At 71.4% G+C, this 23349-nt stretch carries 19 protein-coding genes and 2 pseudogenes; 13 read left to right on the forward strand and 8 right to left on the reverse strand.

The features are described 5' to 3' along the window. Positions 1–41 precede the first annotated feature (41 nt). Together ACFJIT_RS18370 and ACFJIT_RS18375 are read right to left on the reverse strand one after the other, a co-directional pair. Positions 42–1449 (reverse strand): annotated as a pseudogene (locus tag ACFJIT_RS18370) (aspartate aminotransferase family protein). Between the two features lie 35 nt (positions 1450–1484). Beyond that, positions 1485–2183, reverse strand: coding sequence for an HAD-IB family phosphatase (locus ACFJIT_RS18375; protein WP_379655803.1), 699 nt, complete (start codon positions 2181–2183; stop codon positions 1485–1487). A 189-nt stretch (positions 2184–2372) separates the two neighbouring features. On the opposite strand from ACFJIT_RS18375, the gene ACFJIT_RS18380 reads away from it, so the two are divergent. Continuing rightward, positions 2373–2858, forward strand: a complete 486-nt coding sequence (locus tag ACFJIT_RS18380) for a DUF421 domain-containing protein (protein WP_130521815.1) — start codon at positions 2373–2375, stop codon at positions 2856–2858. Between the two features lie 225 nt (positions 2859–3083). Here ACFJIT_RS18380 and hemF read toward each other — a convergent pair whose 3' ends face one another. Genes hemF through ACFJIT_RS18395 form a run of 3 tightly spaced genes read right to left on the reverse strand, consistent with a single transcriptional unit; the run spans position 3084 to position 7058 of the window. Continuing rightward, on the reverse strand, positions 3084–4049 hold the full coding sequence (gene hemF / locus ACFJIT_RS18385; RefSeq protein WP_379654528.1) for an oxygen-dependent coproporphyrinogen oxidase: 966 nt from the start codon (positions 4047–4049) through the stop codon (positions 3084–3086). Positions 4050–4080: 31 nt separating this feature from the next. Further along, complete coding sequence (locus ACFJIT_RS18390) at positions 4081–4683, reverse strand: hypothetical protein (protein WP_379654529.1); 603 nt, start codon at positions 4681–4683, stop codon at positions 4081–4083. After that, positions 4680–7058, reverse strand: a complete 2379-nt coding sequence (locus ACFJIT_RS18395) for a prolyl oligopeptidase family serine peptidase (RefSeq protein WP_379654530.1) — start codon at positions 7056–7058, stop codon at positions 4680–4682. The genes ACFJIT_RS18390 and ACFJIT_RS18395 overlap by 4 nt, the downstream gene beginning before the upstream one ends. Positions 7059–7219: 161 nt before the next feature. On the opposite strand from ACFJIT_RS18395, the gene ACFJIT_RS18400 reads away from it, so the two are divergent. The 3 genes from ACFJIT_RS18400 to ACFJIT_RS18410 all read left to right on the forward strand — a co-directional run bounded on the left by ACFJIT_RS18400 (position 7220) and on the right by ACFJIT_RS18410 (position 11002). Further along, positions 7220–8566 carry an AMP-binding protein gene (locus ACFJIT_RS18400; RefSeq protein ID WP_379654531.1) on the forward strand — a complete coding sequence of 449 codons (1347 nt, stop codon included), beginning with the start codon at positions 7220–7222 and terminating at the stop codon, positions 8564–8566. A gap of 79 nt (positions 8567–8645) precedes the next feature. Beyond that, positions 8646–9983, forward strand: coding sequence for an AMP-binding protein (locus ACFJIT_RS18405; RefSeq protein ID WP_379655804.1), 1338 nt, complete (start codon positions 8646–8648; stop codon positions 9981–9983). Then, positions 9980–11002: a hypothetical protein gene (locus tag ACFJIT_RS18410; RefSeq protein WP_379654532.1), complete on the forward strand. Its 1023-nt coding sequence runs from the start codon at positions 9980–9982 to the stop codon at positions 11000–11002. Before ACFJIT_RS18405 ends, ACFJIT_RS18410 begins: the two co-directional genes overlap by 4 nt. Positions 11003–11382: 380 nt before the next feature. Here the strand turns inward: ACFJIT_RS18410 and ACFJIT_RS18415 are convergent. Both ACFJIT_RS18415 and ACFJIT_RS18420 read right to left on the reverse strand, forming a co-directional pair. Further along, positions 11383–12385: pseudogene (locus tag ACFJIT_RS18415) on the reverse strand (pteridine-dependent deoxygenase). A 9-nt stretch (positions 12386–12394) separates the two neighbouring features. Then, on the reverse strand, positions 12395–13678 hold the full coding sequence (locus ACFJIT_RS18420) for an NAD(P)/FAD-dependent oxidoreductase (protein ID WP_379655805.1): 1284 nt from the start codon (positions 13676–13678) through the stop codon (positions 12395–12397). A 233-nt stretch (positions 13679–13911) separates the two neighbouring features. Between ACFJIT_RS18420 and ACFJIT_RS18425 the strand changes: the two genes are divergently transcribed. The 9 genes from ACFJIT_RS18425 (at position 13912) to fabG (ending at position 21412) form a co-directional block, all read left to right on the forward strand. After that, positions 13912–14181: a phosphopantetheine-binding protein gene (locus ACFJIT_RS18425; protein ID WP_130521821.1), complete on the forward strand. Its 270-nt coding sequence runs from the start codon at positions 13912–13914 to the stop codon at positions 14179–14181. A gap of 23 nt (positions 14182–14204) precedes the next feature. Continuing rightward, positions 14205–14933 carry a ketosynthase gene (locus tag ACFJIT_RS18430; RefSeq protein WP_379654533.1) on the forward strand — a complete coding sequence of 243 codons (729 nt, stop codon included), beginning with the start codon at positions 14205–14207 and terminating at the stop codon, positions 14931–14933. Between the two features lie 126 nt (positions 14934–15059). Next, positions 15060–15812 carry a lysophospholipid acyltransferase family protein gene (locus ACFJIT_RS18435; RefSeq protein WP_379655806.1) on the forward strand — a complete coding sequence of 251 codons (753 nt, stop codon included), beginning with the start codon at positions 15060–15062 and terminating at the stop codon, positions 15810–15812. An 8-nt stretch (positions 15813–15820) separates the two neighbouring features. Next, the gene (locus ACFJIT_RS18440) at positions 15821–16102 is read left to right on the forward strand and encodes a hypothetical protein (protein WP_340649829.1); all 282 of its coding nucleotides are present in this window, start codon (positions 15821–15823) and stop codon (positions 16100–16102) included. Further along, positions 16099–17082, forward strand: a complete 984-nt coding sequence (locus tag ACFJIT_RS18445) for an acyltransferase (protein ID WP_379654534.1) — start codon at positions 16099–16101, stop codon at positions 17080–17082. The genes ACFJIT_RS18440 and ACFJIT_RS18445 overlap by 4 nt, the downstream gene beginning before the upstream one ends. After that, positions 16976–17656 (forward strand): LolA-related protein, encoded by a 681-nt coding sequence (locus tag ACFJIT_RS18450; RefSeq protein WP_306995138.1) that lies wholly within the window; start codon positions 16976–16978, stop codon positions 17654–17656. The genes ACFJIT_RS18445 and ACFJIT_RS18450 overlap by 107 nt, the downstream gene beginning before the upstream one ends. Continuing rightward, positions 17653–20013: an MMPL family transporter gene (locus ACFJIT_RS18455; protein ID WP_379654535.1), complete on the forward strand. Its 2361-nt coding sequence runs from the start codon at positions 17653–17655 to the stop codon at positions 20011–20013. The genes ACFJIT_RS18450 and ACFJIT_RS18455 overlap by 4 nt, the downstream gene beginning before the upstream one ends. After that, positions 20006–20449: a phosphotransferase gene (locus tag ACFJIT_RS18460; RefSeq protein ID WP_379654536.1), complete on the forward strand. Its 444-nt coding sequence runs from the start codon at positions 20006–20008 to the stop codon at positions 20447–20449. The genes ACFJIT_RS18455 and ACFJIT_RS18460 overlap by 8 nt, the downstream gene beginning before the upstream one ends. 216 nt (positions 20450–20665) lie before the next feature. Continuing rightward, entirely contained in the window at positions 20666–21412 is a 747-nt protein-coding gene (fabG, locus tag ACFJIT_RS18465; RefSeq protein ID WP_379654537.1) for a 3-oxoacyl-ACP reductase FabG, read from the forward strand. Between the two features lie 313 nt (positions 21413–21725). On the opposite strand, the gene ACFJIT_RS18470 is transcribed toward fabG, so the two are convergent. Continuing rightward, positions 21726–23348 carry an NAD(P)/FAD-dependent oxidoreductase gene (locus ACFJIT_RS18470; protein ID WP_379654538.1) on the reverse strand — a complete coding sequence of 541 codons (1623 nt, stop codon included), beginning with the start codon at positions 23346–23348 and terminating at the stop codon, positions 21726–21728. Between the last annotated feature and the right edge of the window lies 1 nt (position 23349).

Here is a 23349-nt window from a genome sequence, read left to right on the forward strand (position 1 = left end):
CGAAGCACCGACCGCTGCAGGCGGCCGGTGCCGGTGGGGGATCAGACGGTCTGCTTGGCCTTGGTCAGCGCCTGGTCGATCAGGGCGATGGCCAGGTCGATCTCCTCGTGGGTGATGTTCAGCGAGGGCGCCAGGGTGATGACGTTCTTGTACCAACCGCCCACGTCCAGGACCAGGCCGATCGGCTTGCCCTTGTGCGTGAGCTCGCCGCCCGAGGCCGATGTCCACCATGCGGTCCAGCAGCGCCTTGTTGGGCGTGAAGCCGTCGGCCTCGCAGATCTCCGCGCGCAGCGCCAGGCCCAGGCCGTCGACGTCGCCGATCTCCTTGTGACGCTTCTGCAGCTCGCGCAGGCCGTCCAGGAAGTGCGCGCCCTTCTCCGGCACGGTGCGCTCGTAGTCCATCTCGTAGCCCATGCGGATCACTTCCAGCCCCAGCGAGGTGCCCAGCGGGTTGGAGTTGAACGTGGAATGGGTCGAGCCCGGCGGGAAGATGGTCGGGTTGATCAGCTCCTCGCGCGCCCACAGGCCGGACAGCGGATTCAGGCCGTTGGTCAGCGCCTTGCCGAACACCAGCACGTCCGGGGTCACGCCGAAGTGCTCGATCGACCACAGCTTGCCGGTGCGCCAGAAGCCCATCTGGATCTCGTCGACCACCATCAGGATGCCGTACTGGTCCAGCACCTTCTTCAGGTCGCGGAAGAAGTTCTGCGGCGGGATCACGTAGCCGCCGGTGCCCTGGATCGGCTCGACATAGAAGGCCGCGTATTCGGCCTGGCCGACCTTGGGGTCCCACACGCCGTTGTATTCGGTCTCGAACAGGCGCGCGAACTGACGCACGCAGTGGTCCGAATACTCCTCCGGGCTCATGCCCTTGGGCCGGCGGAAGGGATAGGGGAAGGGGATGAACATCGCGCGCTCGCCGAAGTGGCCGAAGCGGCGGCGATAGCGGTAGCTGGAGGTGATGCTGGAGGCGCCCAGGGTGCGGCCGTGGTAGCCGCCCTCGAAGGCGAACATCAGGCTCTTGCCGTTCTTGTAGTTGCGCACCAGCTTGAGCGAGTCCTCGATGGCCTGCGCGCCGCCGACGTTGAAGTGCACGCGGCCAGGCAGGCCGAACTTGCCTTCCACATCCTGGGCGATGGTCTTGGCCAGCTGGATGCGGGTGGGGTGCAGGTACTGGCTGGCGACCTGCGGCAGGGTGTCGATCTGGTGCTTGAGCGCGTCGTTGAGGCGCTTGTTGGAATAGCCGAAGTTGCAGGCCGAGTACCACATCTGCAGATCCAGATACGGCGTCTGTCCACTGTCGAACATGTAGCTGCCTTCGCAGCGGTGGAATACCTTGGGCGGATCGACGTAGTGCACGGTATCGCCGAAGGAGCTGTAGCGGGCCTCGTCGGCCAGCAGTTGGGCGTCGTCCTCGAGCGCCGGGGCGAGGGTGTGGAGCAGGTTCATGGCAGTGTCCGTTTGCAGCAGGAGGGGAAGCCGCGTCACGCGATGGCGACGGCGGGAGAAACGAGCGGGGCGTGGCGGGTCAGTGCGCCGGATTCCAGGGCGGGCAGCAGCGCCAGCGCCTCGGCGAAGCCTTCGATGGCGCTGTGCGCCAGCGCGTGGTCGCGGCAATGGGCGATCAGCTTGCGCTTGGCGAACACGTAGTCGGCGCGGCCGGCCACGCAGAAGTCCGAGGTGCCGTCGCCGACCAGCAGTACCTGACCGCTTGGCGTGTGACGGCGCGCCTGCGCGGCGCGCGCGCACTTGCAGGTGCCGGCGCCGCAGCTGGGCGCCTGGTGCGGGGATTCCAGGTTCCAGCGGCGCTGCCCGACCGGATGGAAGCGGTTGGCGTACAGCGGCAGCGGCGCCACGCCCTCGCGGGCCAGCAGCAGGCGGATCGGCAGATCCAGGCCGTCGCTGACGATCTCCAGCGGCCAGCCGCGCGCGGCCACCGCCGCGGCGAAGGCGGGGAAGGCCGGATCGATGTCCAGGCCCGACAGATGCTGCTCGAACTGGGCCGCATCCATGTCCAGCAGCGCGACCTGGCCGCGCATGCAGGCGCGCGAGCCGATGCGACCGGCCAGCCAGTCGTCCTCCAGCGCCTCCCAGCCGGGACGGCCGAAGCGCTGCAGCAAGGTGTCGATGGTGTCGCGCAGCCCGATGGTGCCGTCGAAGTCGCACAGCACGGTCCAGCGCAGGGGAACGGAACGAAGAGACATGGGACTTGGTGCGTGGTTCGAGGTGGCGCCACGTTAGGCAGCGGACCTTTCCGAGGGCTTTCCGTCGCCGCGCGCTTCAGCCGGCGTTGGGACGGCGCCGGTTCTTCACTTGCCGATGCGGGGCGCACGTGTGATAACGCCGCCGTTGCCACCTGCGATGCCGCCCCGATGCACGATCTGTTCGACCTGTCCGCGCCGTGGTGGCACTTCGTGCTGCGCGGGGTGGTGATCTATGTGATGGTCACCGTGCTGATGCGCATCTCCGGCAAGCGCGCCATCGGCCAGTTCACCCCGTTCGATCTGATCCTGCTGATCCTGATCGGCAATGCCGTGCAGAACGGCATCAACGGCGGCGACAACTCGTTGACCGGCGCGCTGATCATGGCCTCCACGCTGATCGCGTTGAACTGGCTGGTGGCCTTCGGCTCGGCGCGCTCGATGCGCTTTCGCCACTTGGTGGAGGGCCATGCCACGGTGCTGGCCCGCGACGGCAAGGTCTTCGCCGAGGTGCTGCGCAAGCAGTTGGTGGCCGAGTCGGACTTCAAGAAGGCCATGCGCCAGTCCGGCTGCGAGCACGAGCGCGACATCCGCCTGGCGATCCTGGAAACCAACGGTCACATCACCATCGAGACCCGCGAGGGCAAGTCGGGGTAGCGGCTTGATGCATTCCATGGCGCACCTGTCCCCACAAATCTTGTAGAGCGGAGCTTGCTCCGCTGGTGCCTTCGCCACGTACCAAATGAAGAGCAGCGGAGCAAGCTTCGCTCTACGGAGAGGCCACCCTTGTGGCTTCTTCGGTCAGTGGTGGCGGTGGAGCCCGAACGGTAGAGCCTCATCGCCGCCATTGAAGCAAAGGCCACAAGGGCGGCTCGCACGGGGTCAGCGGGAATCGAGCTCCGCCAACCAATCGCGCGGCCGCAGATAGTCGGCCAGGCGCGCCTCGTCGCTGCCGGCCTCGGGAGTGAAGCCGTATTCCCAGCGCACCAGCGGCGGCAGGCTCATCAGGATCGATTCGGCGCGCCCGCCGCTCTGCAGGCCGAACAGCGTGCCGCGGTCGTAGACCAGGTTGAACTCCACATAGCGCCCGCGCCGGTAGAGCTGGAAGTCGCGTTCGCGTTCGTCATAGGGCGTGTCGCGGCGCGCGGCCACGATCGGCAGATAGGCCTCGAGGAAACCGTCGCCGACCGCGCGCAGATAGCCGAAGTCGGCGTCGAAGTCGTCCTGCAGATCGTCGAAGAACAGCCCGCCGACGCCGCGCGTCTCGCCGCGATGTTTGAGGAAGAAATATTCGTCGCACCAGCGCTTGTGCGCCTCGTAGCGCGCCTGGCCGCCGAAGGGCGCGCACAGCGCCCGCGCGGTGCGATGCCAGTGCAGCACGTCGGCATCGACCGGATAGAACGGCGTCAGGTCGAAGCCGCCGCCGAACCACCACGCCACCGTCTGCCCGTCGCGCTCGGCGCGGAAGTGGCGCACGTTGGCATGCGTGGTGGGCAGATGCGGATTGCGCGGATGGAACACCAGCGACACGCCGACCGCGCGCCACGAGGCGCCGGCCAGCTCGGGCCGCGCGGCCGAGGCCGAGGGCGGCAGCCGGCTGCCGGACACGTCGGAGAAGCCGATGCCGGCCTGCTCGAAGACGGCGCCGTCGCGCAGGATCCGCGTGCGCCCGCCGCCGCCCAGGGAGGGGCCAGTGGCTCCGGATGCGGCGTCGGCTGGAGGCTCGCGCGTCCAGCGATCCTCGACGAAGCGGGCCTGGCCGTCGGCGGCCTCGATGGCGGTGCAGATGCGGTCCTGCAGTCCGGCCAGATAGTCGCGGACGAGGTCGATGCTGGGGATGTCGGTCATGCGCGCAAGTGTACGGGCCGCTTCGTGGCGCTCAGCGCGGGCGCGTCGTCGGCGCGCTGCCGAACTGCGCCCGCACCGGCGCCGTGCACAGCTTCCAGATGATCGCCCCGTGCAGCGCGGTGAACACCAGCGCCACGATCACGCTGAAGATCATGGCGGCGGTCTTCAGGCCTGCCAGCTCCGGCGGCAGCGCGCCACCGGCGCCGCCCAGCCCCGGCTGCATCGCCAGCGACGCCTCGGTCATCGCCGGCACGTACCAGAGCGAGCCGTAGGTAACCAGCGTGCCCAGCGCCAGGTAGGCGATGAAGGCCAGGCGCGCCCATTCGCGGCGCTTGAGCAGGCCCCAGCCCAGCCAGGCCAGCAGCAGCGAGGCGATGGCCTCGGCCAGGCCGATCTCGAAGTAATGGGTCAGCATCCAGCGCATCAGCGGCGGCATCGGGCCGGCCGGCTCGAACAGCTGCAGATAGGCCGGGCTGGACACCAGGCCGGCCATCGCCATCTGCAGCGCGCCGTAGGCCAGGCCGACCGCGGCCAGGGCCAGGGTGATCCAGGCCAGCACGGTGACGAAGCCCTGCGCCCCGCTGCGGGGCGAGGGCGCGGCGCCTGGCAGCGGCGGCGGGACGGGCGCGCTCATGGCGTGGGCTTGAGCGTGTCGTCGAACAGGTTGAGCACGCGCTTGTACTCGTCCAGCCAGGAGTCGGCGCGGGTGAAGCCGTGGCGCTCCAGCGGGTAGGGCGCGATGGACCAGTTGTCCTTGTGCAGCTCGATCAACTTCTGGGTCATGTCAATGGAGTCCTTGAAGAACACGTTGTCGTCGATCATGCCGTGCGCGATCAGCAGGCGGTCCTGCAGCCCGGCGGCGTACTCGATCGGCGAGGAGACGCGATAGGCCTGCGGGTCGATGTCCGGCGTGTTGAGGATATTGGACGTGTACTCGTGGTTGTACTGCATCCAGTCGGCCACCGGGCGCAGCGCGGCGCCGGCCTTGAACGTGCCCGGTGCGCGGAACAGCGCCATATAGGTCATGAAGCCGCCGTAGCTGCCGCCGTAGATGCCGGCGCGGTCGCGGTCGCCCTGGTGCTCGCGCACCAGCCATTCCAGGCCGTCCAGGTAGTCGTCCAGCTCCGGATGGCCCATGTTGCGGTAGATGGCCGTGCGCCAGTCGCGGCCGTAGCCGGCGCTGCCGCGATAGTCCAGGTCCAGCACCAGATAGCCGCGCTGCACCAGCAGGTTGTGGAACATCTGCTCGCGCGGGTAGGGCGGATAACCGGCGATGGCGTTCTGCAGATAGCCGGCGCCGTGGACGAACATCACCACCGGATAGCGCTTGCCCGGCACCAGTTGCGCCGGTGCGTAGAACTTGCCCCAGATCGCACCAGCGCCGTGGCGCGAGGGCACCTGTACCAGCTGCGGCTGGATCCAGCTCACCGCCTTGAACGCCGGCGTGCGCGTGTCGGTCAGCACCTTGGCCTGGCCGCCGCCGGCCGGCACTACCGCCAGCTGGCTGGGCAGATAGCTGGCCGAGTACTGGACCAGCAGCGAGCGCCCGTCCGGCGACTGGCTGAAGGCCTCCACGCCGCCATCCAGCGCGGTGACCTCGGCCACCTTGCCGGTCTTCAGTTCGGTCCGGCAGACCTCGTAGCGGCCCGGCGCGGCGCGGTTGCACAGGAAGAAGAAGCCCTCGCCATCGGCCGCCACCTGCGGCGCGGACACCTCCCACGCGCCGCTGGTCAGTGCCTTGGTCCTCTCGCTGCCGCGCTGGGTATAGAGCTGGGAATGGCCGCTGGCCTCGGACAGCAGCCACAGGGTCTGGTTGTCCGGCAGCCAGCCGAACTCGTTGAAGCTCCAGTTGATCCAGGCCGGGTCGGTGAGGCGGTCGCGCACCTGCAGGCGCGCGTTGTCCAGGTCCACGCTGGCGATCCAGCGGTCCTTGTTGTCGGTGGCGCGCAGCAGCAGGGCGACATTGCGCGAGTCGGCGCTCCAGTGGATCGCCGCGCCGCTGGCGTCGCCGTCGCTTTCCACGCGCACGGCGCGGTTGCCCTTCAGCGGCTCCTTGCCGGCGGCCTTGCGCAGCTCGGCCAGCGGGTCGTTGGCGATGCCGGGCAGGGTGTCCAGGCTCAGCGGCTTGACCGTGCCGCTGGCCATGTCGGCCAGCCACAGCGCCTGCGGGATCGGCGAGTTGCGCCCGACCAGCGTGCGCGCCTCCTGCTGCTCGGCGTAGCCGGATTCGGTGACGTAATGCGGGACCTCGCCGGCCTGGCCGGCGTCGGCGCCCTTCTTCTGCGTGACCACCAGCAGCCAGCGCCCGTCCGGGGACAGCGCGGTCTGACTGATCTGCACGTCCTTGCCCAGGTAGACCGGCGCCGGCGCGCGGCTGGGGTCGGCCTTGCGCCAGGCGGCCTCCTGGCGGCGCAGCGCCTCGCGCTGCTCGCGGTCGCGGGCCAGGGTGGACAGGGTGCGCAGCTGCTGCTCGCGCAGGACGTCGGCCTCGGGCGCCTTGTCCGGATCGTCCTCGGCCTTGGCCTGGGCGGCCTGGGCCACGGCGGTGCCGTTCCAGCGGAACCACTGCTGGCCGACCCGCCACACCAGCGCGCCGTCGCTGGCGAACTGCGGCTGGCTTTCGTCCTCCAGCGTGCGCGTGAGCTGGGTCAGCGCGCCGCTGCGCAGGTTGCGCACGAACACATCGCCGTTGCGGATGAAGGCCTGGCGCTGGCGTTTGGCATCGTAGATGGCATCCGGCGCGCCCAGGGTGTCGCGCGCATCGTCGGACACGCGCGTGGCGGCGCTGGCGCCCAGCTCCTGGCGGAAGGTGTCGCGGATCGGCGAGCCGTTGCGCTTGAGGTCGTATTCCACCCCATGGCTGTCCCAGGTCCAGCGCGGCGCCTCGACCGGCGGGCCGATCCAGTCCAGGTCGGCCATGACCTGTTCGATGGTCAGCGGCGTGGGCGATTGCGCCAGCGCGGCGGGCGACAGCAGCAGGCAGGACAGGACGGCAACGGGCAGGCGCATGAACAGGCGCTTCTCGACGACAAAGAGCCGCGAAGGGTAGCAGCGGCATCGCGCGGGGCGCATCGGACCAAGGTCACGGCGACTTGCCCGGGCGGGCCCCAGCGGCGACAGTACCGTTCGCCCGGCGACCAGGACCGGGGTGCAGCCAGGGGAATGTCTTGATGTCAGCCGTCGTCGAATCCGCGCCGCAGCGCGCCGGCCTGTGCCCGCTGGGCCTCGGGGCGCCCACGCGGATCATCGCCCGCAGCGGCGGTGCGGCCATCGATCTGGCCACCTTCCACGGCCACGTGCGCGCGCTGGCCGCGCAGCTGCCGGCCGGGCGCCACGCGGTCAATCTGTGCGAGGACCGCTACCGCTTCCTGGTGGCGTTCTGCGCGGTGGCCCTGCGCGGGCAGGTGACCCTGCTGCCGTCCTCGCGCGCGCCGGCGGTGGTGGCCGACGTGATGGACCGCCATGCCGACACCTACGCGCTGGGCGACCTGCCCATCGACCCGGCCCCGGCCGGCTACTGGCGCCTGCCCGGCACGCTGGGCCACCTGGACGGCCCGGTGCCGGAGGTGCCCGAGGACGCGGTGGTCTGCATCGGCTTCACCTCCGGCAGCACCGGCGCGCCCAAGCCCTTCCCCAAGACCCTGGCGGCCTTCCGCACCAGCAACGCGCAGAACCTCAGCGCCGTGGCCGACCTGTGGGGCCAGGCCACGCCCAGCCTGGTGGCCACCGTGCCGCCGCAGCACATGTACGGCATGGAGATGTCGGTGGTGATGCCGCTGATGAGCGACGCCTGCGTGCACGGCGGCAAGCCGTTCTTCCCGCAGGACGTGGCCAGCGCGCTGGCGCAGATGCCGGCCCCGCGCGTGCTGGTGACCACGCCGGTGCACCTGCGCGCGCTGGTCGAGTCGGGCGTGTCGCTGCCGCCCATCGCCGGCTATGTCTCGGCCACCGCGCCGCTGGAGCAGGCGCTGGCGCAGGCGGCCGAGGCGCGCTTCGGCGGCGAGCTGCGCGAGACCTTCGGCTCGACCGAGACCTGCATCTTCGCCAAGCGCCGCACCGCGCTGGACACGGCCTGGACCCCGCTGCCCGGCGTCTGGGTGCAGCCGCAGCCGGATGGCACCCTGGTGCACGCGCGCCACCTGCCGCAGCCGGTGCCGCTGGCCGACCTGATGGAGGTCGAGCCCGACGGTCGCTTCCACCTGCGCGGGCGCCAGGCCGACCTGCTCGAGATCGCCGGCAAGCGCGCCTCGCTGGGCGATCTGACCCGCCGCCTGCAGGCCGTGCCCGGCGTGCGCGACGGCGCGGTGCTGCAGCTGGCGCCCGACGAGATGGGCGTGGCCCGCATCGCCGCGCTGGTCGTCGCCCCGGGCATGAACGAGACCGAGCTGCTCGCGCAGCTGCGCACGGCGATGGACCCGGTGTTCCTGCCGCGGCGCATCCGCTTCGTCGCCGCGCTGCCGCGCGGGGAGACCGGCAAGCTGCCGCGCGATGCCGCGCTGCGCCTGCTGGAGTACTGATTCAAGGACGCATCAGGACGCGCCCGGCAGGCTGCGCGCGTCACGCACGAGGACCTCACACCACGCCATGTCGGCTGTCATCGAAACCCTGCCTCGCCCGGCAGGCCGCTGCGCGCTGGGGGCCGGAACGCCCGGGCGGGTGATCGCCCACGCGGGCGGGCGCGACATCGCGCTGCATACCTTCCACGCGCAGGTGCGTGCGCTGGCGGCGCGGCTGCCGGCCGGCACCCATGCGGTCAACCTGTGCGAGGACCGCTACCGCTTCATGGTCGCCCTGTGCGCGGTGGCCCTGCGCGGGCAGGTCACCCTGCTGCCGCCCTCGCGCGCGCCGGCGGTGGTGGACGAGGTGATGGCTCGGCAGCCGGCGACCTACGCGCTGGGCGACCAGGCGCTGGCCGTCGCGCCGCCGCACTACTGGCGCCTGCCCGAGGTGCTGGACGAGGCCGACGGCCCGGTGCCCGAGGTCGATGAGGACGCGGTCTTCGCCGTGGCCTTCACCTCCGGCAGCACCGGTGCGCCAAAGGCCTTCCCCAAGACGCTGGCGCAGTTCCGCGCCAGCACCGCGCAGCTGGTCGCGGCGATGGCCGACCTGTGGGACGGCGCGCGGCCGAGCATCGTCGCCACCGTGCCGGCCCAGCACATGTTCGGCCTGGAGCAGTCGGTGATGGTGCCGCTGCTGACCGAGGCGGTGCTGCACGGGGCGCGCCCGTTCTTCCCGCAGGATGTGGCGCGCGCGCTGGCCGACGTGCCCGCGCCGCGCATGCTGATCACCACGCCGGTGCACCTGCGCGCCCTGGTCGAGTCGGGCGTGTCGCTGCCGGCCATCGCCGGCTGCGTCTCGGCGACTGCGCCGCTGGAACAGGCGCTGGCGCGCCAGGCCGAGGCGCGCTTCGGCGGCCAGGTGCGCGAGATCTTCGGCTCGACCGAGACCTGCATCTTCGCCAGGCGCCGCACCGCCATCGAACGCGCCTGGACCCCGCTGCCCGGGGTGAGCGTGCAGCCGCAGCCGGACGGCACGCTGATCGCCGCGCCGCATCTGCGCCAGCCGGTGGCGCTGGCCGACCTGACCGAGGTGCTCGGCGACGGGCGCTTCATCGTGCACGGGCGCCAGGCCGATCTGCTGGAGATCGCCGGCAAGCGCGCCTCGCTGGCCGACCTGACCCGCCGCCTGCGCGCGGTGCCCGGCGTGCGCGATGGCGTGATGGTGCAGCTCGACAGCCCCGGCAAGGTGCGCCGCATCGCCGCGCTGGTGGTGGCGCTGGGCCTGTCCGAGGGCGATCTGCTGGCCGCGCTGCGCGGGGCGATGGATCCGGTGTTCCTGCCGCGGCGGGTGCGCTTCGTCGAGGCGCTGCCGCGCACCGACACCGGCAAGCTGCCGCGCGCCGAGGTGCTGCGCCTGCTCGGGGAGGCGACATGAAACCGGCTGCGGTGATTGCCGGTGTCGCGCTCGCCGCGGCGCTCGCGGGGTTGGGGTGGTGGGCGTTGCGCGCCAGGCCCGAGCCGACGCAGGCCGCCGTGCCCGTGCCCGAGACCGCCGCGCCCGCTACCTCCACGCCCACCGTCAGCGCGCTGCCGGTCAGCACCACGCCGCTGCCGGCGACGGGCACGCCGCTGCGGCTGGTGTTCGACGATCTCAAGCGGCGCGCCGGCAACGGCGATGCGCGCGCGGCCTGCCGGCTCGCGGCCGAGCTGGAGCAGTGCGAGCGCGTGCGCCTGCAGCTGGCGCAGTTCGACGACATGACCCGGCAGCAGCAGCGCATGCTGGAGGGCATGGAGCCCGCGCGGCGCGCCAGGGCGCAGGAGAACATGGAGCGCACGTCCCTCGCGCGCGGCCAGCAGCTGCTGCAGGATTCGGAAGGCTGCGAGGGGGTGCCGGCGATGTCGCCGGCCCAGCGCGCGGGCCTGTGGCGCGATGCGGCGCTGGGCGGCAGTCTGCCGGCGCTGACGCAGTACGCGGTCGGCAACGCGTTCCGCACCCGCGACACGCTCCAGGTGCTGCCGCAGCTGCAGATCTATCGCAACGAGGCCGAAGGGCTGGCGCTGCAGGCGGCCGAGCGCGGCAGTCTGCAGGCCACGATGGCGCTGGCCGGTGCGTATTCGCCGCAACGCGATACCGGCCGGCGCACGTATCTGGCGCAGGTGGTGACGCCGGATCCGAGCAAGTCGCTGGCGCTCTATCTGCGGGCGCAGCAGGCGCTGGCCAGCACGCAGTCCGCGCAGGCGCAGGCGCCGATGCAGCGGTTCCGCGCCGGCGCGCTCCAGCGCAACATCGATTGGCTGCGGGGCAACATGTCCGTTGCCCAGCTCGCGCAGGCCGATGCCCTGGCGCGTCAGTGGCAGCAGGACTGGAGCGCGCCCGCGCCCGAGGAAGGCGGTCTGCCGTTCTCGCCCGATGGCGGCGTGCCTGATGTGACGCCGAAGCTTTGCGGTGATTGAGCTTTTGGCGAGGGCTTTTAAAGGCCTCTGTCCCGGTTGAGCGACCTGGGTGCTTGAGCGCGCTGGCTTCGGAAGGGCCGCGGTCCGGCGGGCGGTGGCAGCTCTTCCCTCGGTCGGGGCATCCTGCCCCGACTCGTGCGCTCGGCATCCTGCCTCGCTCGGCGCGGACACCGCCCGCCGGCCCGCTGCCTCGCGCGTTTCGTGGGATGGGTTTGGGTCGAAAGTCGACGCGACTCCTGACCCGGTCGCGGCCTCGGTGTAGAGCGGAGCTTGCTCCGCTGCTCTTCGTTCGGTTCGCGGGAAAGCCCCAGCGGAGCAAGCTCCGCTCTACAGGTGGGAGAACCGTGGTGGCTCTTCGGTCAATGGCGGCGACGGCGCGCTCAGCCGTGGACGCCGTCGATCTCGATGCGCAGGTCGCGGCGGCACACGGCCGCGTGCAGGATCAGGCGCGGCACCGAGGCCGGCAGGCGCTGGGCGAGCAGGTCGGCGGCCAGGGGCAGCTCGGCGGCGTCGCGCACGTAGACCTTCAGCCGGGTGCTGGCGTCGAACTGGGCCGGCAGCGTCGGCCGGTGCCGGCGCGCGCTGGCCAGCAGGCTGTCGAAGTTGGCGAAGGTCTCCTCCAGCTGCGCGGCGGTGGAGTCGCCGTGCAGGCTCTGGTGGCCGACCACCGAGGCGGTGCCGGACAGCAGCAGCGGAGCGTGCACCGACGGCGGCGGCAGCATGGCGCGGGCGAAGCTCGGCGGCTGCGGGCCGTACTGGCGTGGATAGCGATAGGCGCTGACCTGGCGCGGGTTCTCCACCGGCGTGCCCGGCTCGCGGCTGGCCAGCCAGTACACCTGCAGGGTGCGGCGGCCATCGACGCGCCCGATCGCGGTGGCCGCCGGCAGCTGCGCGGTGTCGAAGCGGCCCAGGCCACGCGCGCGACCCACGCAGAAGTGGCGGTAGCGCTCGGCGTCGCCTTCGCCTTCGGTGATGTCGTCCAGGTAGTTCCACACGCGCAGCAGGTGCGGGGTGGCGCTGTCGGGCACGAAGCCGGACAGCTGCGCATAGGCCTGGACGGCGGCGGTCTCGATGTCGCCGTCGACCTCGTCGATCTGGATCGCGCCGAACTGCAGGGTCCCGTCGCTGCCCCGAGGCGATCGCGCCATCGCGCCCGCGCACGACCGGGCGGGTGCTGCGCCAGACCTCCAGCGGCGCCGCGCCGTAGGGCGCCAGCGGCACGCGCAGGTAACGCGGATCGTCGTCGACGGGTGCGTCGGGGCCGAAGCCGAACACCGCCAGCACGCGGTCGTCGGCCAGCAGCGCCTGCGGCGTGGTGTCGTGGAGGTAGTCCACCGTCAGGGTGGACGCGTCGAGGGGCACGGAAGCGGAGAGCGAGTTCACGCGATCAGTTTAATCGGCCTGCAGTGTGTCGCCGGTAAAGCCCTCGGCCAGCTGGCGTCGCCGCCTGCGCCAGGCGCGCAGGGCGGCCGGCACCATGATCGCCACGTGCGCGGCGTAGATCAGGCGGAACACGCGCAGCCGGCGCAGCACGCGCGGGCTGTCGAACACGTCGCCGGCCAGCATCGCCACCACCGCCGATTCGACCTCCAGCACGTCGCGCGGGTTGGCGAACAGGTGGCGCATGGTCGGCGAGGTGAAGCGGTAGATGAACCACTTGAACTCGTCCAGGCCGGCGTCCAGCCGCCGCTGCAGCCGGCGGCGCAGGCGCGTGGCCTGCCGCGGCGCGCGCAGCGCGGCATCGACCATCGCCGCGCCCTGTTCTGCACTGTGCATGGCCAGGAACACGCCGGAGGAGAACATCGGGTCGACGAAGGCATAGGCATCGCCCAGCAGCAGCCAGCGCGGGCCGCTCATGCGCGTGCATTCGTAGGCGTAGTTGCCGGTGGCGTGGACCGGGGCCACGCGCTGGGCGCCGGCCATGCGCTGGGCGACTTCGTCGTTCAGCGCCAGGGTCTGGCGCAGGAAGCCTTCCAGATCGCCGCTGCGGGTCTTGAGGTAGTCGGGGAAGCACACCGCGCCCACGCTCATCACATCGTCCGGCAGCGGGATCAGCCACATCCAGCCGTGCGCATGGCGGTAGATGCTGATGTTGCCCGCGTCCTCGCCGGGCCGCCGGGCCACGCCGCGGAAGTGGCTGAACACCGCGGCCGACTGGTGGCGCGGGTTCTTGCGCTTGAGCTTGAGCCGGCCGCCGAGGAAGGCGTCGCGGCCGCTGGCGTCCAGCAGCCACTGCGGGCGCAGGGTCAGCTCGGCGCCGTTCTGGCGCACCCGCACCACGGGTTGCTCGCCCTCGAAGGCCACGCCGGTCACCGCCGTGCCCTCGTGCGCGTCCACGCCTTCGCTACGGGCCTTGTCGAACAGGATCCGGTCGAAGTCCGCGCGCGGCACCTGCAGGGCGAACGGGCTCTTGGCGTCCAGCGCGCGGGCGAACTTGAAGGTGTTGTAGCCGCCCTGCTCGTCGGGGAAGTCCGCGCCGAGCTTGAGCGTGCCGATCGCGCGCATGTCCTCCAGCACGCCCAGCCGTTCCAGCAGCGGCATGGTCATCGGCAGCAGCGATTCGCCGATGTGGAAGCGCGGATGGTGGTCCTTCTCCAGCAGGGTCACGCGCCAGCCGGCGCGGGCCAGCAGGATGGCCGCGGTGCTGCCGGCCGGGCCGCCGCCGACGATCAGCACGTCGGGCGTGGCGTCGGGCGCCCCAGTCGGGGCGGTGGCCAGGGCCGCGGCGGCGCCGGGATCGGCGGCGGGCTGGGCAGCGGTGGCGGGGGTCATGCGGCGCGAACCTTCGCGTGTGGCAGTCCTGACAAGGGCGTCATCATAGCCTGCGCGGCCACATTGCCCGAAGGTTGCGCGCGGCCGTCCTTTGCACCATCGTGTCGCACCTTCAACGCCCTGGAAACCGCTGCCGCATGTCCGCGCAAACGCCCGAAGAACACGAACTGGCCCAGCTGCTGGTCGAGAGTCTGAACCTAGAGGACGTGGACGCCGGCGCGATCGACCCGGAGGCGCCGCTGTTCAACACCGGCCTGGGCCTGGACTCGATCGATGCGCTGGAGCTGGCCTTGGCGATCGGCAAGAAGTACGGCTTCCAGCTGCGCTCGGACAACGAGGACAACCAGCGCATCTTCGCCTCGCTGCGCGCGCTGTCGGCCCATGTCCAGGCCAACCGGACCGTCTGAGGCTCCGGTCCGTCCGGCCCGCCATGCGCGCGCCTGAGCCGGGCGCGCCGGCCGACGCCGCGCCCTGGGCGATCGGCGCGGCGCTGGTGCTGGCCGTGGTCTATTCGCCGCTGGCGCACTGGGCCAATGCCAGCGGCCGCAGCGACCTGGCCGTGCTGGCCGGCGCGGCGCTGGTGCTGATGCTGCTGATCGAACCGATCGCCCGGGGGCGCTGGTGGGCCTGGGCGCTGGGCGCGCTGCTGCTGGCCGCCCTGGTGCCGCTGTGGCGCTCGCCGCATGCGCTGCTGCTGCTGACCGCCCCGCCGGTGGTCTTCACCGGCTGGGTGGCCTGGTTCTTCGGCCGCAGCCTGCGCGCCGGGCGGGTGCCGCTGATCGGGCGCATCGTCGAGGGGCTCTACGCGCAGGCCGGGCAGCCGCTCAGCGACGACCAGCGCCGCTACACCCGGCGCCTGACCCAGGCCTGGACCGCGCTGCTGGCCGGCATGACCCTCGCCAACCTGGTGCTGGCGCTGTGCGCGGTGCCCGGCGGCGTGCTGGCGCAGCTGGGCCGGCCCTCGCCCTGGTCGATCTCCGACGCGCATGCCTCGCTGTTCGCCAACCTGCTCGGCTACGGGGTGATCGGCGGGTTCTTCCTGGGCGAGTACCTGCTGCGCGCGCGCTGGTTCCCGGTGCGGCCGTACCGCAACTTCGTCGACTTCGTGCGCCAGCTGGCGCGGCTGGGGCCGGGCTTCTGGCGCGATGTGCTGCGCTGAAGGCGGCCACGCGCGGCCCAAGGGCGCGGTCCGGAGTGGCGTTAAAAAATCGCAAAATCCCGCCGCCCAAGTGCGCGGCGGCCGGGTATCCTGTCGGCCATGAGCATTTCGACAGAGAACATGGACGTGCAGCCGTCGAGGTCCCTGGGCCAACTGGCCTGGGGCGCCTGGAACCTGCTGCAACTGGCGTTCACGCTGCTCTGGACGGCCACCCTGTGCAGCCTGGTGCTGCTGCTCTACGTGCTGGGCGTGCCGGTCGCGCGCCTGCTGCGCATGGCCCCGCGCGTGTGGGCGCCGGTGCTGGTGGCCGGGGCGGGCGCCAGACTGGTGGTCGAAGGCGGGCAGGACATCGACTGGTCGCGCCCGCATTTGGTCGTCTCCAACCACCAGTCGGTGATCGACATCTGCGCGCTGTACATGGCCGTGCCGGTGCCGCTGCGCTTCCTGCTCAAGGACGAGATGCGCAAGGTGCCGTTCGTGAACTGGTACGCGCGCGCCACCGGCATGCTGTTCCTGGACCGCGACAGCCGTCGCGCCGGGGCGATCGTGCGTCGCCAGGCGGCCGCGCTGCTGGCCGCCGGGCAGACCCTGTGCCTGTTCCCCGAGGGCACGCGCAGCCGCACCGGCGAGCTGGCGCCGTTCAAGGCCGGGCTGCTGCAGGCCGCCATCGACGCCGGCGTGCCGGTGATCCCGGTGGCGCTGGACGGCTGCGGCAAGGTGCTGCCGCCGCAGGGCCTGTTCCGCGTGCGGCCCGGCACCATCCGGGTACGCATCGGCACGCCGATCGACCCGCACCAGCCCGGCGACCCGCTGGACCGCCAGGCGCTCACCCAGCGTGTCCACGACGCCGTGCGCACGATGCTGGAACCGCGGATCTGAGCCAGGGCATGGAATTCGCCGTCGCGTCCGACCACCCGGCCCTGCCGGGCCATTTCCCAGGCCAGCCGATCGTGCCCGGCGTGGTGCTGCTGGACCATGTGCTGGAGGCGATCTCCGCCGCGCACGGCCCGTTGCCCGGCGCGCTGCGCCTGCCGCAGGTGAAGTTCGTCCAGCCGCTGCTGCCGGACCAGACCGCGCGGGTGGAGCTGGACGGCGCCGCGCCGCGCTGGAAGTTCCGCGTGCTGCGCGCGGACACCGTGCTGGCCAGCGGCGAGGTGGTGGCCGCATGAGCACGGCCTGGAAGCAACGCCCCGAGGGCGGCAACCGTCTGGCCCTGCGCGTGCTGCGCGCCATCGCCTGCCACGGCGGGCGCGGCCTGGCGCGCGCGCTGCTGTGGCCGATCACGCTGTACTTCATGGCCGTGCGCGGGCCCGAGCGCCGCGCCTCGCGCGCCTACCTGGCACGCGTGCTCCATCGCCCAGTGCGCTGGCGCGATGTCGCCCGCCACATCCACACCTTCGCCGCGGTGATCCTGGACCGGGTGTTCCTGCTGAGCGGGCGCATGGGCGAGTTCGAGGTTGGCGTCACCGGCCTGGACCAGCTGCATGCGCAGATGGACAAGGGCCGCGGCGTGCTGATCTTCGGCTCGCACCTGGGCAGCTTCGACGCGCTGCGCGTGCTGGCCCAGGAGCGCCCGGACGTGCAGGTCAAGGTGGTCCTGGACAAGGCCCAGGCGCCGGCGATGACCGAGATGCTGGCCGCGCTCAACCCGCGCCTGGCCGACTGCATCATCGACGCCAGCCAGGACAGCACCTCGATCGTCATGGCGATCAAGCACGCCACCGACGAAGGCCACCTGGTCGCGCTGCTGGTCGACCGCGCGCGGCCGGAGGACCCATGCCTGCCGGCGCAGTTCCTCGGCGCGCAGGCGCAGTTCCCGACCTCGCCGTGGCTGATCGGCGCGGTGCTCAAGGTGCCGGTGGTGCTGGCCTTCGGCCTGTACCAGGGCCGCGCGCGCTACACGCTGGCGTTCGAGACCTTCAGCGAAGGCCTGGAGGTGCCGCGCCGCAACCGCGCCGCGACCCTGGGCGCACTCATCCGTGGTTATGCCGCGCGGCTGGAGCATCATGTGTGCGCCGCGCCCTACAACTGGTTCAACTTCTATGATTTCTGGAACACCAAGCCCGACCCGGATCCTGCCGCTGTGGTTCCGGGCGCTGACGCTGACGCTGCTGTGCAGCGCCGCACCGCTGTCCGCCGCGTCGCCTGACGCGGTCGATCCGGCCTGGATCCTGTCCAAGATCGCCCGCAGCGGCGATATCTCCACCCCGTTCGTCGAACTGCGCGGCTCGGCCCTGCTCAAGGCGCCGCTGCGCGTGGAAGGCCGCTACGCGCGCCAGGCCGACACCACCCTGGTGCGCGAGGTCACCGCGCCCTACCACGAGAAGATCACGCTGAAGGGCCAGACCGCCACGCTGGAGCGCGACGGCAAGGCCACGCGCACCTTCTCGCTGGCGCGCGCGCCGGAGCTGGCCGATCTGCAAAAAGGCTTCGGCGCCCTGCTGAGCGGCGATGCCAGCCAGCTCGAGCAGCATTACGCGCTCAGCGCCACCGGAACGCGCCAGGCCTGGCAGCTGCGCCTGGACCCCAAGGACGCCACCGCGGCCAAGGTGCCGGTGCGCGGCATCCAGCTCTACGGGCAGGGCGCCGAGCTGCGCTGCATCGAGACCACCGACGCCAAGGGCCAGGCCCAGCGCACGCTGCTGGCCGGCGCGGCGCATGCGGCCCAGGGCGTGGATGACGGCGCGGCCCTGACCGCGCTGTGCCGCGGCCACGCCGGGTGAGTCTGCCGCCCGTCGCGCGCACCGGCCTGGCGCTGCTCTGGCTGGCGCTCCTGCTCGCGCTCGGCGCGTGGATCGGCAGCACGCTCAAGCTGTCCGGCGACCTGCGCAAGTTCATGCCCGAGGCGCGCACCCCGGCGCAGAAGCTGCTGCTGGACGAGCTGGGCGAAGGCCCGGGTTCGCGCCTGCTGCTGCTGGCCCTGTCCGGCAGCGACCAGGCCACGCTGGCGGCGCAATCCAAGGCGCTGCGCGCGCGCCTGGCCAGCCAGCACGAGGCGATCTCGATGGTCGCCAACGGCGACGTGTCGCCGGGCGATGCGATCCCGGCCAAGTGGCTGCCGTACCGCTTCCTGCTGACCGACCGCTATGACGCCCATCCGCTGGACGCGGCCACGCTGCACGCCGAACTGGCCGAGCGCGTGCAGGACCTGGGTTCGCCGGCGGCCGAGATGATCGAGCCGATGCTGCCGCGCGATCCCACGCTCGAACTGCTGTACGTGGCCCAGCGCCTGCAGCCGGCCAGCACGCCGCAGCTGATCGACGGGGTGTGGTTCGACAAGGCCGGCAAGCGCGCGCTGCTGGTGGTGGAGACGGTGGCCGGCGGCTTCGATCCCAGCGGCCAGCAGCAGGCGGTGGGCGGCATCCGCGCCGCGTTCGAGGCGGTGGCCAAGGGCAGCACCAGCCAGCTGCTGCTGACCGGACCGGGCGCGTTCTCGGTGGAGATCAGCACGCGCACGCAGAACGAGACCCAGTGGATCGGCATGCTCGACACCGGCGGACTGATCCTGCTGCTGCTGATCGCCTACCGCAGCTGGAAGATCCCGCTGCTGGGCGTATTGCCGCTGGCCAGCGCCGGCCTGGTGGGCATGGTCGCGGTGATGCTGTGCTTCGAGCAGGTACACGGCATCACGCTGGCCTTCGGCTTCACCCTGATCGGCGTGGTGCAGGACTATCCGATCCATCTGTTCAGCCATCAGCGTCCGGGGCTCTCGCCGTACGCCAACGCGCGCCATCTGTGGCCGACGCTGGCCACCGGCGTGGTGTCCACCTGCATCGCGTATGTGACCTTCTTCTTCTCCGGCGTCGAAGGCCTGCGCCAGCTGGCGGTGTTCACCATCTGCGGGCTGGGTGGCGCGGCGCTGCTGACGCGCCTGCTGCTGCCGGCGCTGATCGATCCCTCGCCGCGCGACTATGCCGACTCGCGGCTGATGGCGCGGCTGTTCGTACTGATCGATCGCCTGCCGCGGCCGCGCTGGTCGCTGCTGGGCCTGGCCGTGGTGGCGGCGGTGGTGATCGTCGCCAGCCCGACCCCGTTCTGGCAGGACGACCTGTCCAAGCTGACCCCGGTGCCGCGCGAATCGCTGATGCAGGACGGGGAGCTGCGCAGCGAGCTGGGCGCGCCGGACGTGATGTACGTGCTGAGCCTGCAGGCGCCCGACCGGCAGGCCGCGCTGGCCGCCTCGTCCGCCCTGCGCACGCGCCTGGACGCGCAGGTCGCCGCCGGCAACCTGGCCAGCTACGACATGGCCGCGCGCTATCTGCCGACCATCGCGACCCAGCGCAAGCGCCAGGCGCAGCTGCCCGCGCCGGAAGCGGCGCGCGCGATGCTGGAACAGGCCACCGCCGGGCTGCCGTTCCGCAGCGATGTCTTCGCCCCGTTCCTGGCCGACCTGGAGCAGGCGCGCACCGCCAAGCCGCTGGACGCGCCGGACCTGGCCGACACGCCGCTGGCCACGGGCGTGCAGGGCCTGCTGCTGGAAGGCGAGGGCCACACCACCGCCCTGGTCTCGCTTAGCGGCCTGCGCGATCCGGCCGCGCTCACCGCGGCGCTGGCCGGCACGGGCGCGCAGCTGATGGACCTGCGCGAGGCCTCGCGCACGCTGGTGCTCACCTACCACCGCGTGCTGGTGGCCATGGGCGTGGCCGCGGTGCTGCTGGCCATCGCCGTCAGCGTGGCGCTGCGCGAGCGCCGCCGCATCGTGCGCGTGCTGCTGCCGATGGGCCTGAGCGTGCTGCTGATCCTGGCGGTGCTGCGCGGCGCGGGCGTGGAGCTCAACCTGTTCCACCTGATCTCGCTGATCCTCGGCGCCGGGCTGGGCCTGGACTACGCGCTGTTCTTCGACCATGCCGGCGACGATGCGGCCGACCAGCGCCGCACCCTGCACGCGCTGATCGTGTGCAGCCTGATGACGCTGCTGGTGTTCGTGCTGCTGGGCCTGTCCAGCATCCCGGTGCTGCGCGCGATCGGTTCGACCGTGGCGATGGGCGTGGTGTTCAACTTCGTGCTGGCGCTGCTGGTCTCGCGCGAGCACGCGCGCGGCGACGATGCGCCCGGCGCGCAGGCCGCTGCGCATGGCTGAGGTTGCGCTGCCGCGCACGCGCGCGGAGATCGCACGGCTGGTGCCGCACCAGGGCCTGATGTGCCTGTGGGAGGAGGTGCTGGACTGGAGCGACACGGCGCTGGTCCTGCGCAGCCACGGCCATCGTGCGCCCGACCATCCGCTGCGCCGGCATGGCCGGCTGCACGCGGTGCACCTGTGCGAATACGGCGCCCAGGCCATGGCCGTGCACGGCGGCCTGCTCGGCCAGGCCAGCGGCGCGCCGGTGCGACCGGGCATGCTGGTGGCGCTGCGCGGCGTGCAGCTACACGTGGACACGCTCGATGGCCTCGAGCAGGCGCTGGAAGGCCATGCCCAGCTGCTGATGCACACGCCCGACAGCCAGCAGTACGGCTTCCGCATCCTGCACGCCGGCACGCTGCTGGCAGAAGGCCGCGCCTCGGTGATGCTGGGCTGACGCGAGGGGCGGTGGCCTTGGGAGAAGCAACTCCCAAATCTCTGTAGAGCGGAGCTTGTGGCAATCCCCTTTTCGGGGACTCCGCTGCTCTTCGTTCGTTTCGTGAGGAAGGCCCCAGCGGAGCAAGCTCCGCTCTACAAGGAGGCCGCGACGTGGTGTGAAGAGACAGGTACTCTCCCCCCAAAACCGTATGCAGCGCATTGCTACCATGCGCGTATGACTTCATCGACGACTTCAACGCCGGCGCGACGCGCGCTGGTGACCGGCGGCAGTGGCGACCTGGGCGGGGAGATCTGCGCCGCGCTGGGCGCGGCGGGCTTCGAGGTGATCGTGCATGCCAACGGCAACCTCGCGCGCGCCCAGGCTGTGGCGCAACGCATCGCCGAATCCGGCGGACGCGCGCAGGCCGTGGCCTTCGACCTGGCCGACGCCGATGCCTGCGCCACCGCCATCGCCACCCTGCTGGAAGCCGGCCCTGTGCAGGTGGTGGTCAACAACGCCGGCATCCATGACGACGCGCCGATGGCCGGCATGAGCGCGCAGCAGTGGCATCGCGTCATCGATGTCTCGCTGCACGGCTTCTTCCACGTTACCCAGCCCTTGCTGCTGCCAATGGCCCGCACGCGCTGGGGCCGCGTCATCAGCGTGTCTTCGGTCGCGGCGGTGATCGGCAACCGCGGCCAAGTCAACTACGCCGCGGCCAAGTCGGCCCTGCACGGCGCCACCAAGTCGCTGGCGCGCGAGATGGCCAGCCGCGGCATCACCGCCAACGTGGTCGCGCCCGGTGTGATCGAGGGCGCGATGATCGGCGCGCAGTTCCCGCCCGAGGCGATCAAGCAACTGGTCCCGGCCGCCCGCGCCGGCAAGCCTGAGGAAGTCGCTGCGCTGGTGGCCTTTCTCTGCTCGGACGCCGCCGGCTACATCAACGGCCAGGTGATCGGCGTCAACGGCGGGATGGCGTAGGAAGGGCCGCCGATAGGCTCTCGGCCTCAAGCAGGGCAAACAGGAGAGCGAAGCGCTCCGCTTTTGTGGGAGCAACTGTCTCTCAGGTCACGCCGCGGCCCCTTGTAGAGCGGAGCTTGCTCCGCTGCGTTCCGACCGGATCATCGGCGAGGCCTAGCGGAGCAAGCTCCGCTCTACAGGTGGGAGCCGCCCTTGTGGCCTGTTGGGCCAATGGTGGCGATGAAGCTTTACCGGCAGAGCCCAATCGCCGCCATTGGCCGAAAAGGCCACAAGGACGGCTACCACCCAGCACACCCACAACCCACAGCGGGGGTTATGCCGCTTCGGCGTACCAGGCGGGTTCCAGCGACGCGATGGGCGGCGCGGTGCCGGCCAGCAAGGCCGCCAGGCCATGGTCGTCCAGGTCCACATGCGCTGCATTGGCGCGGGCCAGGAGCTCGCCGGCAAGCCATTCCATGCGTGCGACGTTGGACGCCAGGCGTGCGGCCAGGGCGTCGGAATCGAGCGTATCGTTCAAGGCGCGGTTGAGTTCGAAGAACCAGTCGATCGCGTACTGGTCCAGCAGGCGGCCGTCGGTCAGCGGAGCAGGGTGGGGCGCATTGCGCCGGCCCCATTCGGCCAGCAAGGCCTGCACGGCCAGATTGAGCGCGCGCCCGCGCTGGAACAGCGGTCGCAGCCGCCCCAGCAGCGGCACATCGGTCAGGCGTCCGGCGAAGTACAGCGGCGCCAGCAGCGACCAGTAGTAGGTGTAGTCCCAGATCACCTTGACCGGCATCACCTGCGCATCGCCGAACAGCGGGTACTGGCCCTGGTAGAGGGTCAGCGTGTTCTCGTAGAAGCCGCTGTAGAGCTGGTTGTAGATGCCCGCGTACGGCGCGATCCCCTCTCCGGCGCGATCGCGCGCGACCAGGTCGGTGATGTAGCCGTTGGCGATGGCGATGAAGTCGCTGCCCGGCGAATAGAACGGGTCCAGGAACACCCCGGCCTCGCCGGTCAGCGCCCAGCGGTCGCCGGAGAACACCTGCTTACAGCCGTAGGAGAAGTCGCGCAGGAACATGAAGTCCATCAGCGCATGCTCGGGCCGCTCCAGTGCGGCGGCCACGCGCGGCTGGTGCGTGCGCAACCAGTCCATCGCCTTGGCGTGGGTGTTCATCGTCTCCAGCGGATGCGCATCGGCATCGCAGACGATGCCCAGCGAGTGGGCGCCGCAGGACAGCGGGATCAGCCAGAACCAGTAGCCCGGTCCGCACATGTGATTGGTCGAGCGCCAGCGGTCCGGCGGCGTGCAGCGCGCCAGCCAGGCCGGATCGTCGGACCAGTCGTTGGGATCGATGAAGCCCTCCACGCGCCACCACACCGCATTGGCATGGTGCGCATTGGGCTGGGCCAGGCCGAGCTTGCGCTTGAGCAGGCCGGCGCGGCCGCTGGCATCGACCACCCAGCGCGCGTCCAGCGTGGCCGCCGCGCCGTCGCGTTCGAAGCGCACGCCGTGATCGGCCTCACCGGAGGCCAGGTCCACGCCGCGCACGCTGGCCCCGTCGATAAAGTCCACGCCCAGCGCACGCGCGCGCTCGCCGAGGAAGTTCTCGAAGCGGCCGCGGTCGATCTGCCAGGAGGGGGTGGGCAGCAGCTGGCTCACGCCCAGTTCGGTGCACTGGTCGATCCGCCACTGGCCCTCGGAGAAGAAGAAGCGGAAGCCGAACTTGCGCAGATGCTCGGCATCCAGGTGCGCGCGCAAGCCGAGCACATCGCTGAAGTAATGCGCGCCGATCTCCACGGTCGACTCGCCCACCTTGAACGCGCCTTCGCGCACCGGATGGCCGCGGCGCTCGATCACGCTGATGGCCAGGGCCGGGTCGCGCGCCTTGAGCTGCAGGGCCAGGGTCAGTCCGGCCAGGCCACCGCCGAGGATGGCCACATCGGTCCGCGCATTCATC

The sequence above is a fragment of the Pseudoxanthomonas sp. UC19_8 genome (assembly GCF_042700505.1).
Classification (GTDB): Bacteria; Pseudomonadota; Gammaproteobacteria; order Xanthomonadales; family Xanthomonadaceae; genus Pseudoxanthomonas_A; species Pseudoxanthomonas_A winnipegensis.

Coding starts and splice junctions, on each gene's coding strand:
- ACFJIT_RS18400 (WP_379654531.1), top strand. CDS start 7,220: ATGTCAGCCGTCGTCGAATCCGCGCCGCAGCGCGCCGGCCTGTGCCCG.
- ACFJIT_RS18440 (WP_340649829.1), top strand. CDS start 15,821: ATGGAATTCGCCGTCGCGTCCGACCACCCGGCCCTGCCGGGCCATTTC.
- ACFJIT_RS18460 (WP_379654536.1), top strand. CDS start 20,006: ATGGCTGAGGTTGCGCTGCCGCGCACGCGCGCGGAGATCGCACGGCTG.
- ACFJIT_RS18450 (WP_306995138.1), top strand. CDS start 16,976: ATGATTTCTGGAACACCAAGCCCGACCCGGATCCTGCCGCTGTGGTTC.
- hemF (WP_379654528.1), bottom strand. CDS start 4,049: ATGACCGACATCCCCAGCATCGACCTCGTCCGCGACTATCTGGCCGGA.
- ACFJIT_RS18395 (WP_379654530.1), bottom strand. CDS start 7,058: ATGCGCCTGCCCGTTGCCGTCCTGTCCTGCCTGCTGCTGTCGCCCGCC.
- ACFJIT_RS18425 (WP_130521821.1), top strand. CDS start 13,912: ATGTCCGCGCAAACGCCCGAAGAACACGAACTGGCCCAGCTGCTGGTC.
- ACFJIT_RS18410 (WP_379654532.1), top strand. CDS start 9,980: ATGAAACCGGCTGCGGTGATTGCCGGTGTCGCGCTCGCCGCGGCGCTC.
- ACFJIT_RS18470 (WP_379654538.1), bottom strand. CDS start 23,348: ATGAATGCGCGGACCGATGTGGCCATCCTCGGCGGTGGCCTGGCCGGA.
- ACFJIT_RS18445 (WP_379654534.1), top strand. CDS start 16,099: ATGAGCACGGCCTGGAAGCAACGCCCCGAGGGCGGCAACCGTCTGGCC.
- ACFJIT_RS18380 (WP_130521815.1), top strand. CDS start 2,373: ATGCACGATCTGTTCGACCTGTCCGCGCCGTGGTGGCACTTCGTGCTG.
- ACFJIT_RS18430 (WP_379654533.1), top strand. CDS start 14,205: ATGCGCGCGCCTGAGCCGGGCGCGCCGGCCGACGCCGCGCCCTGGGCG.
- ACFJIT_RS18390 (WP_379654529.1), bottom strand. CDS start 4,683: ATGAGCGCGCCCGTCCCGCCGCCGCTGCCAGGCGCCGCGCCCTCGCCC.
- fabG (WP_379654537.1), top strand. CDS start 20,666: ATGACTTCATCGACGACTTCAACGCCGGCGCGACGCGCGCTGGTGACC.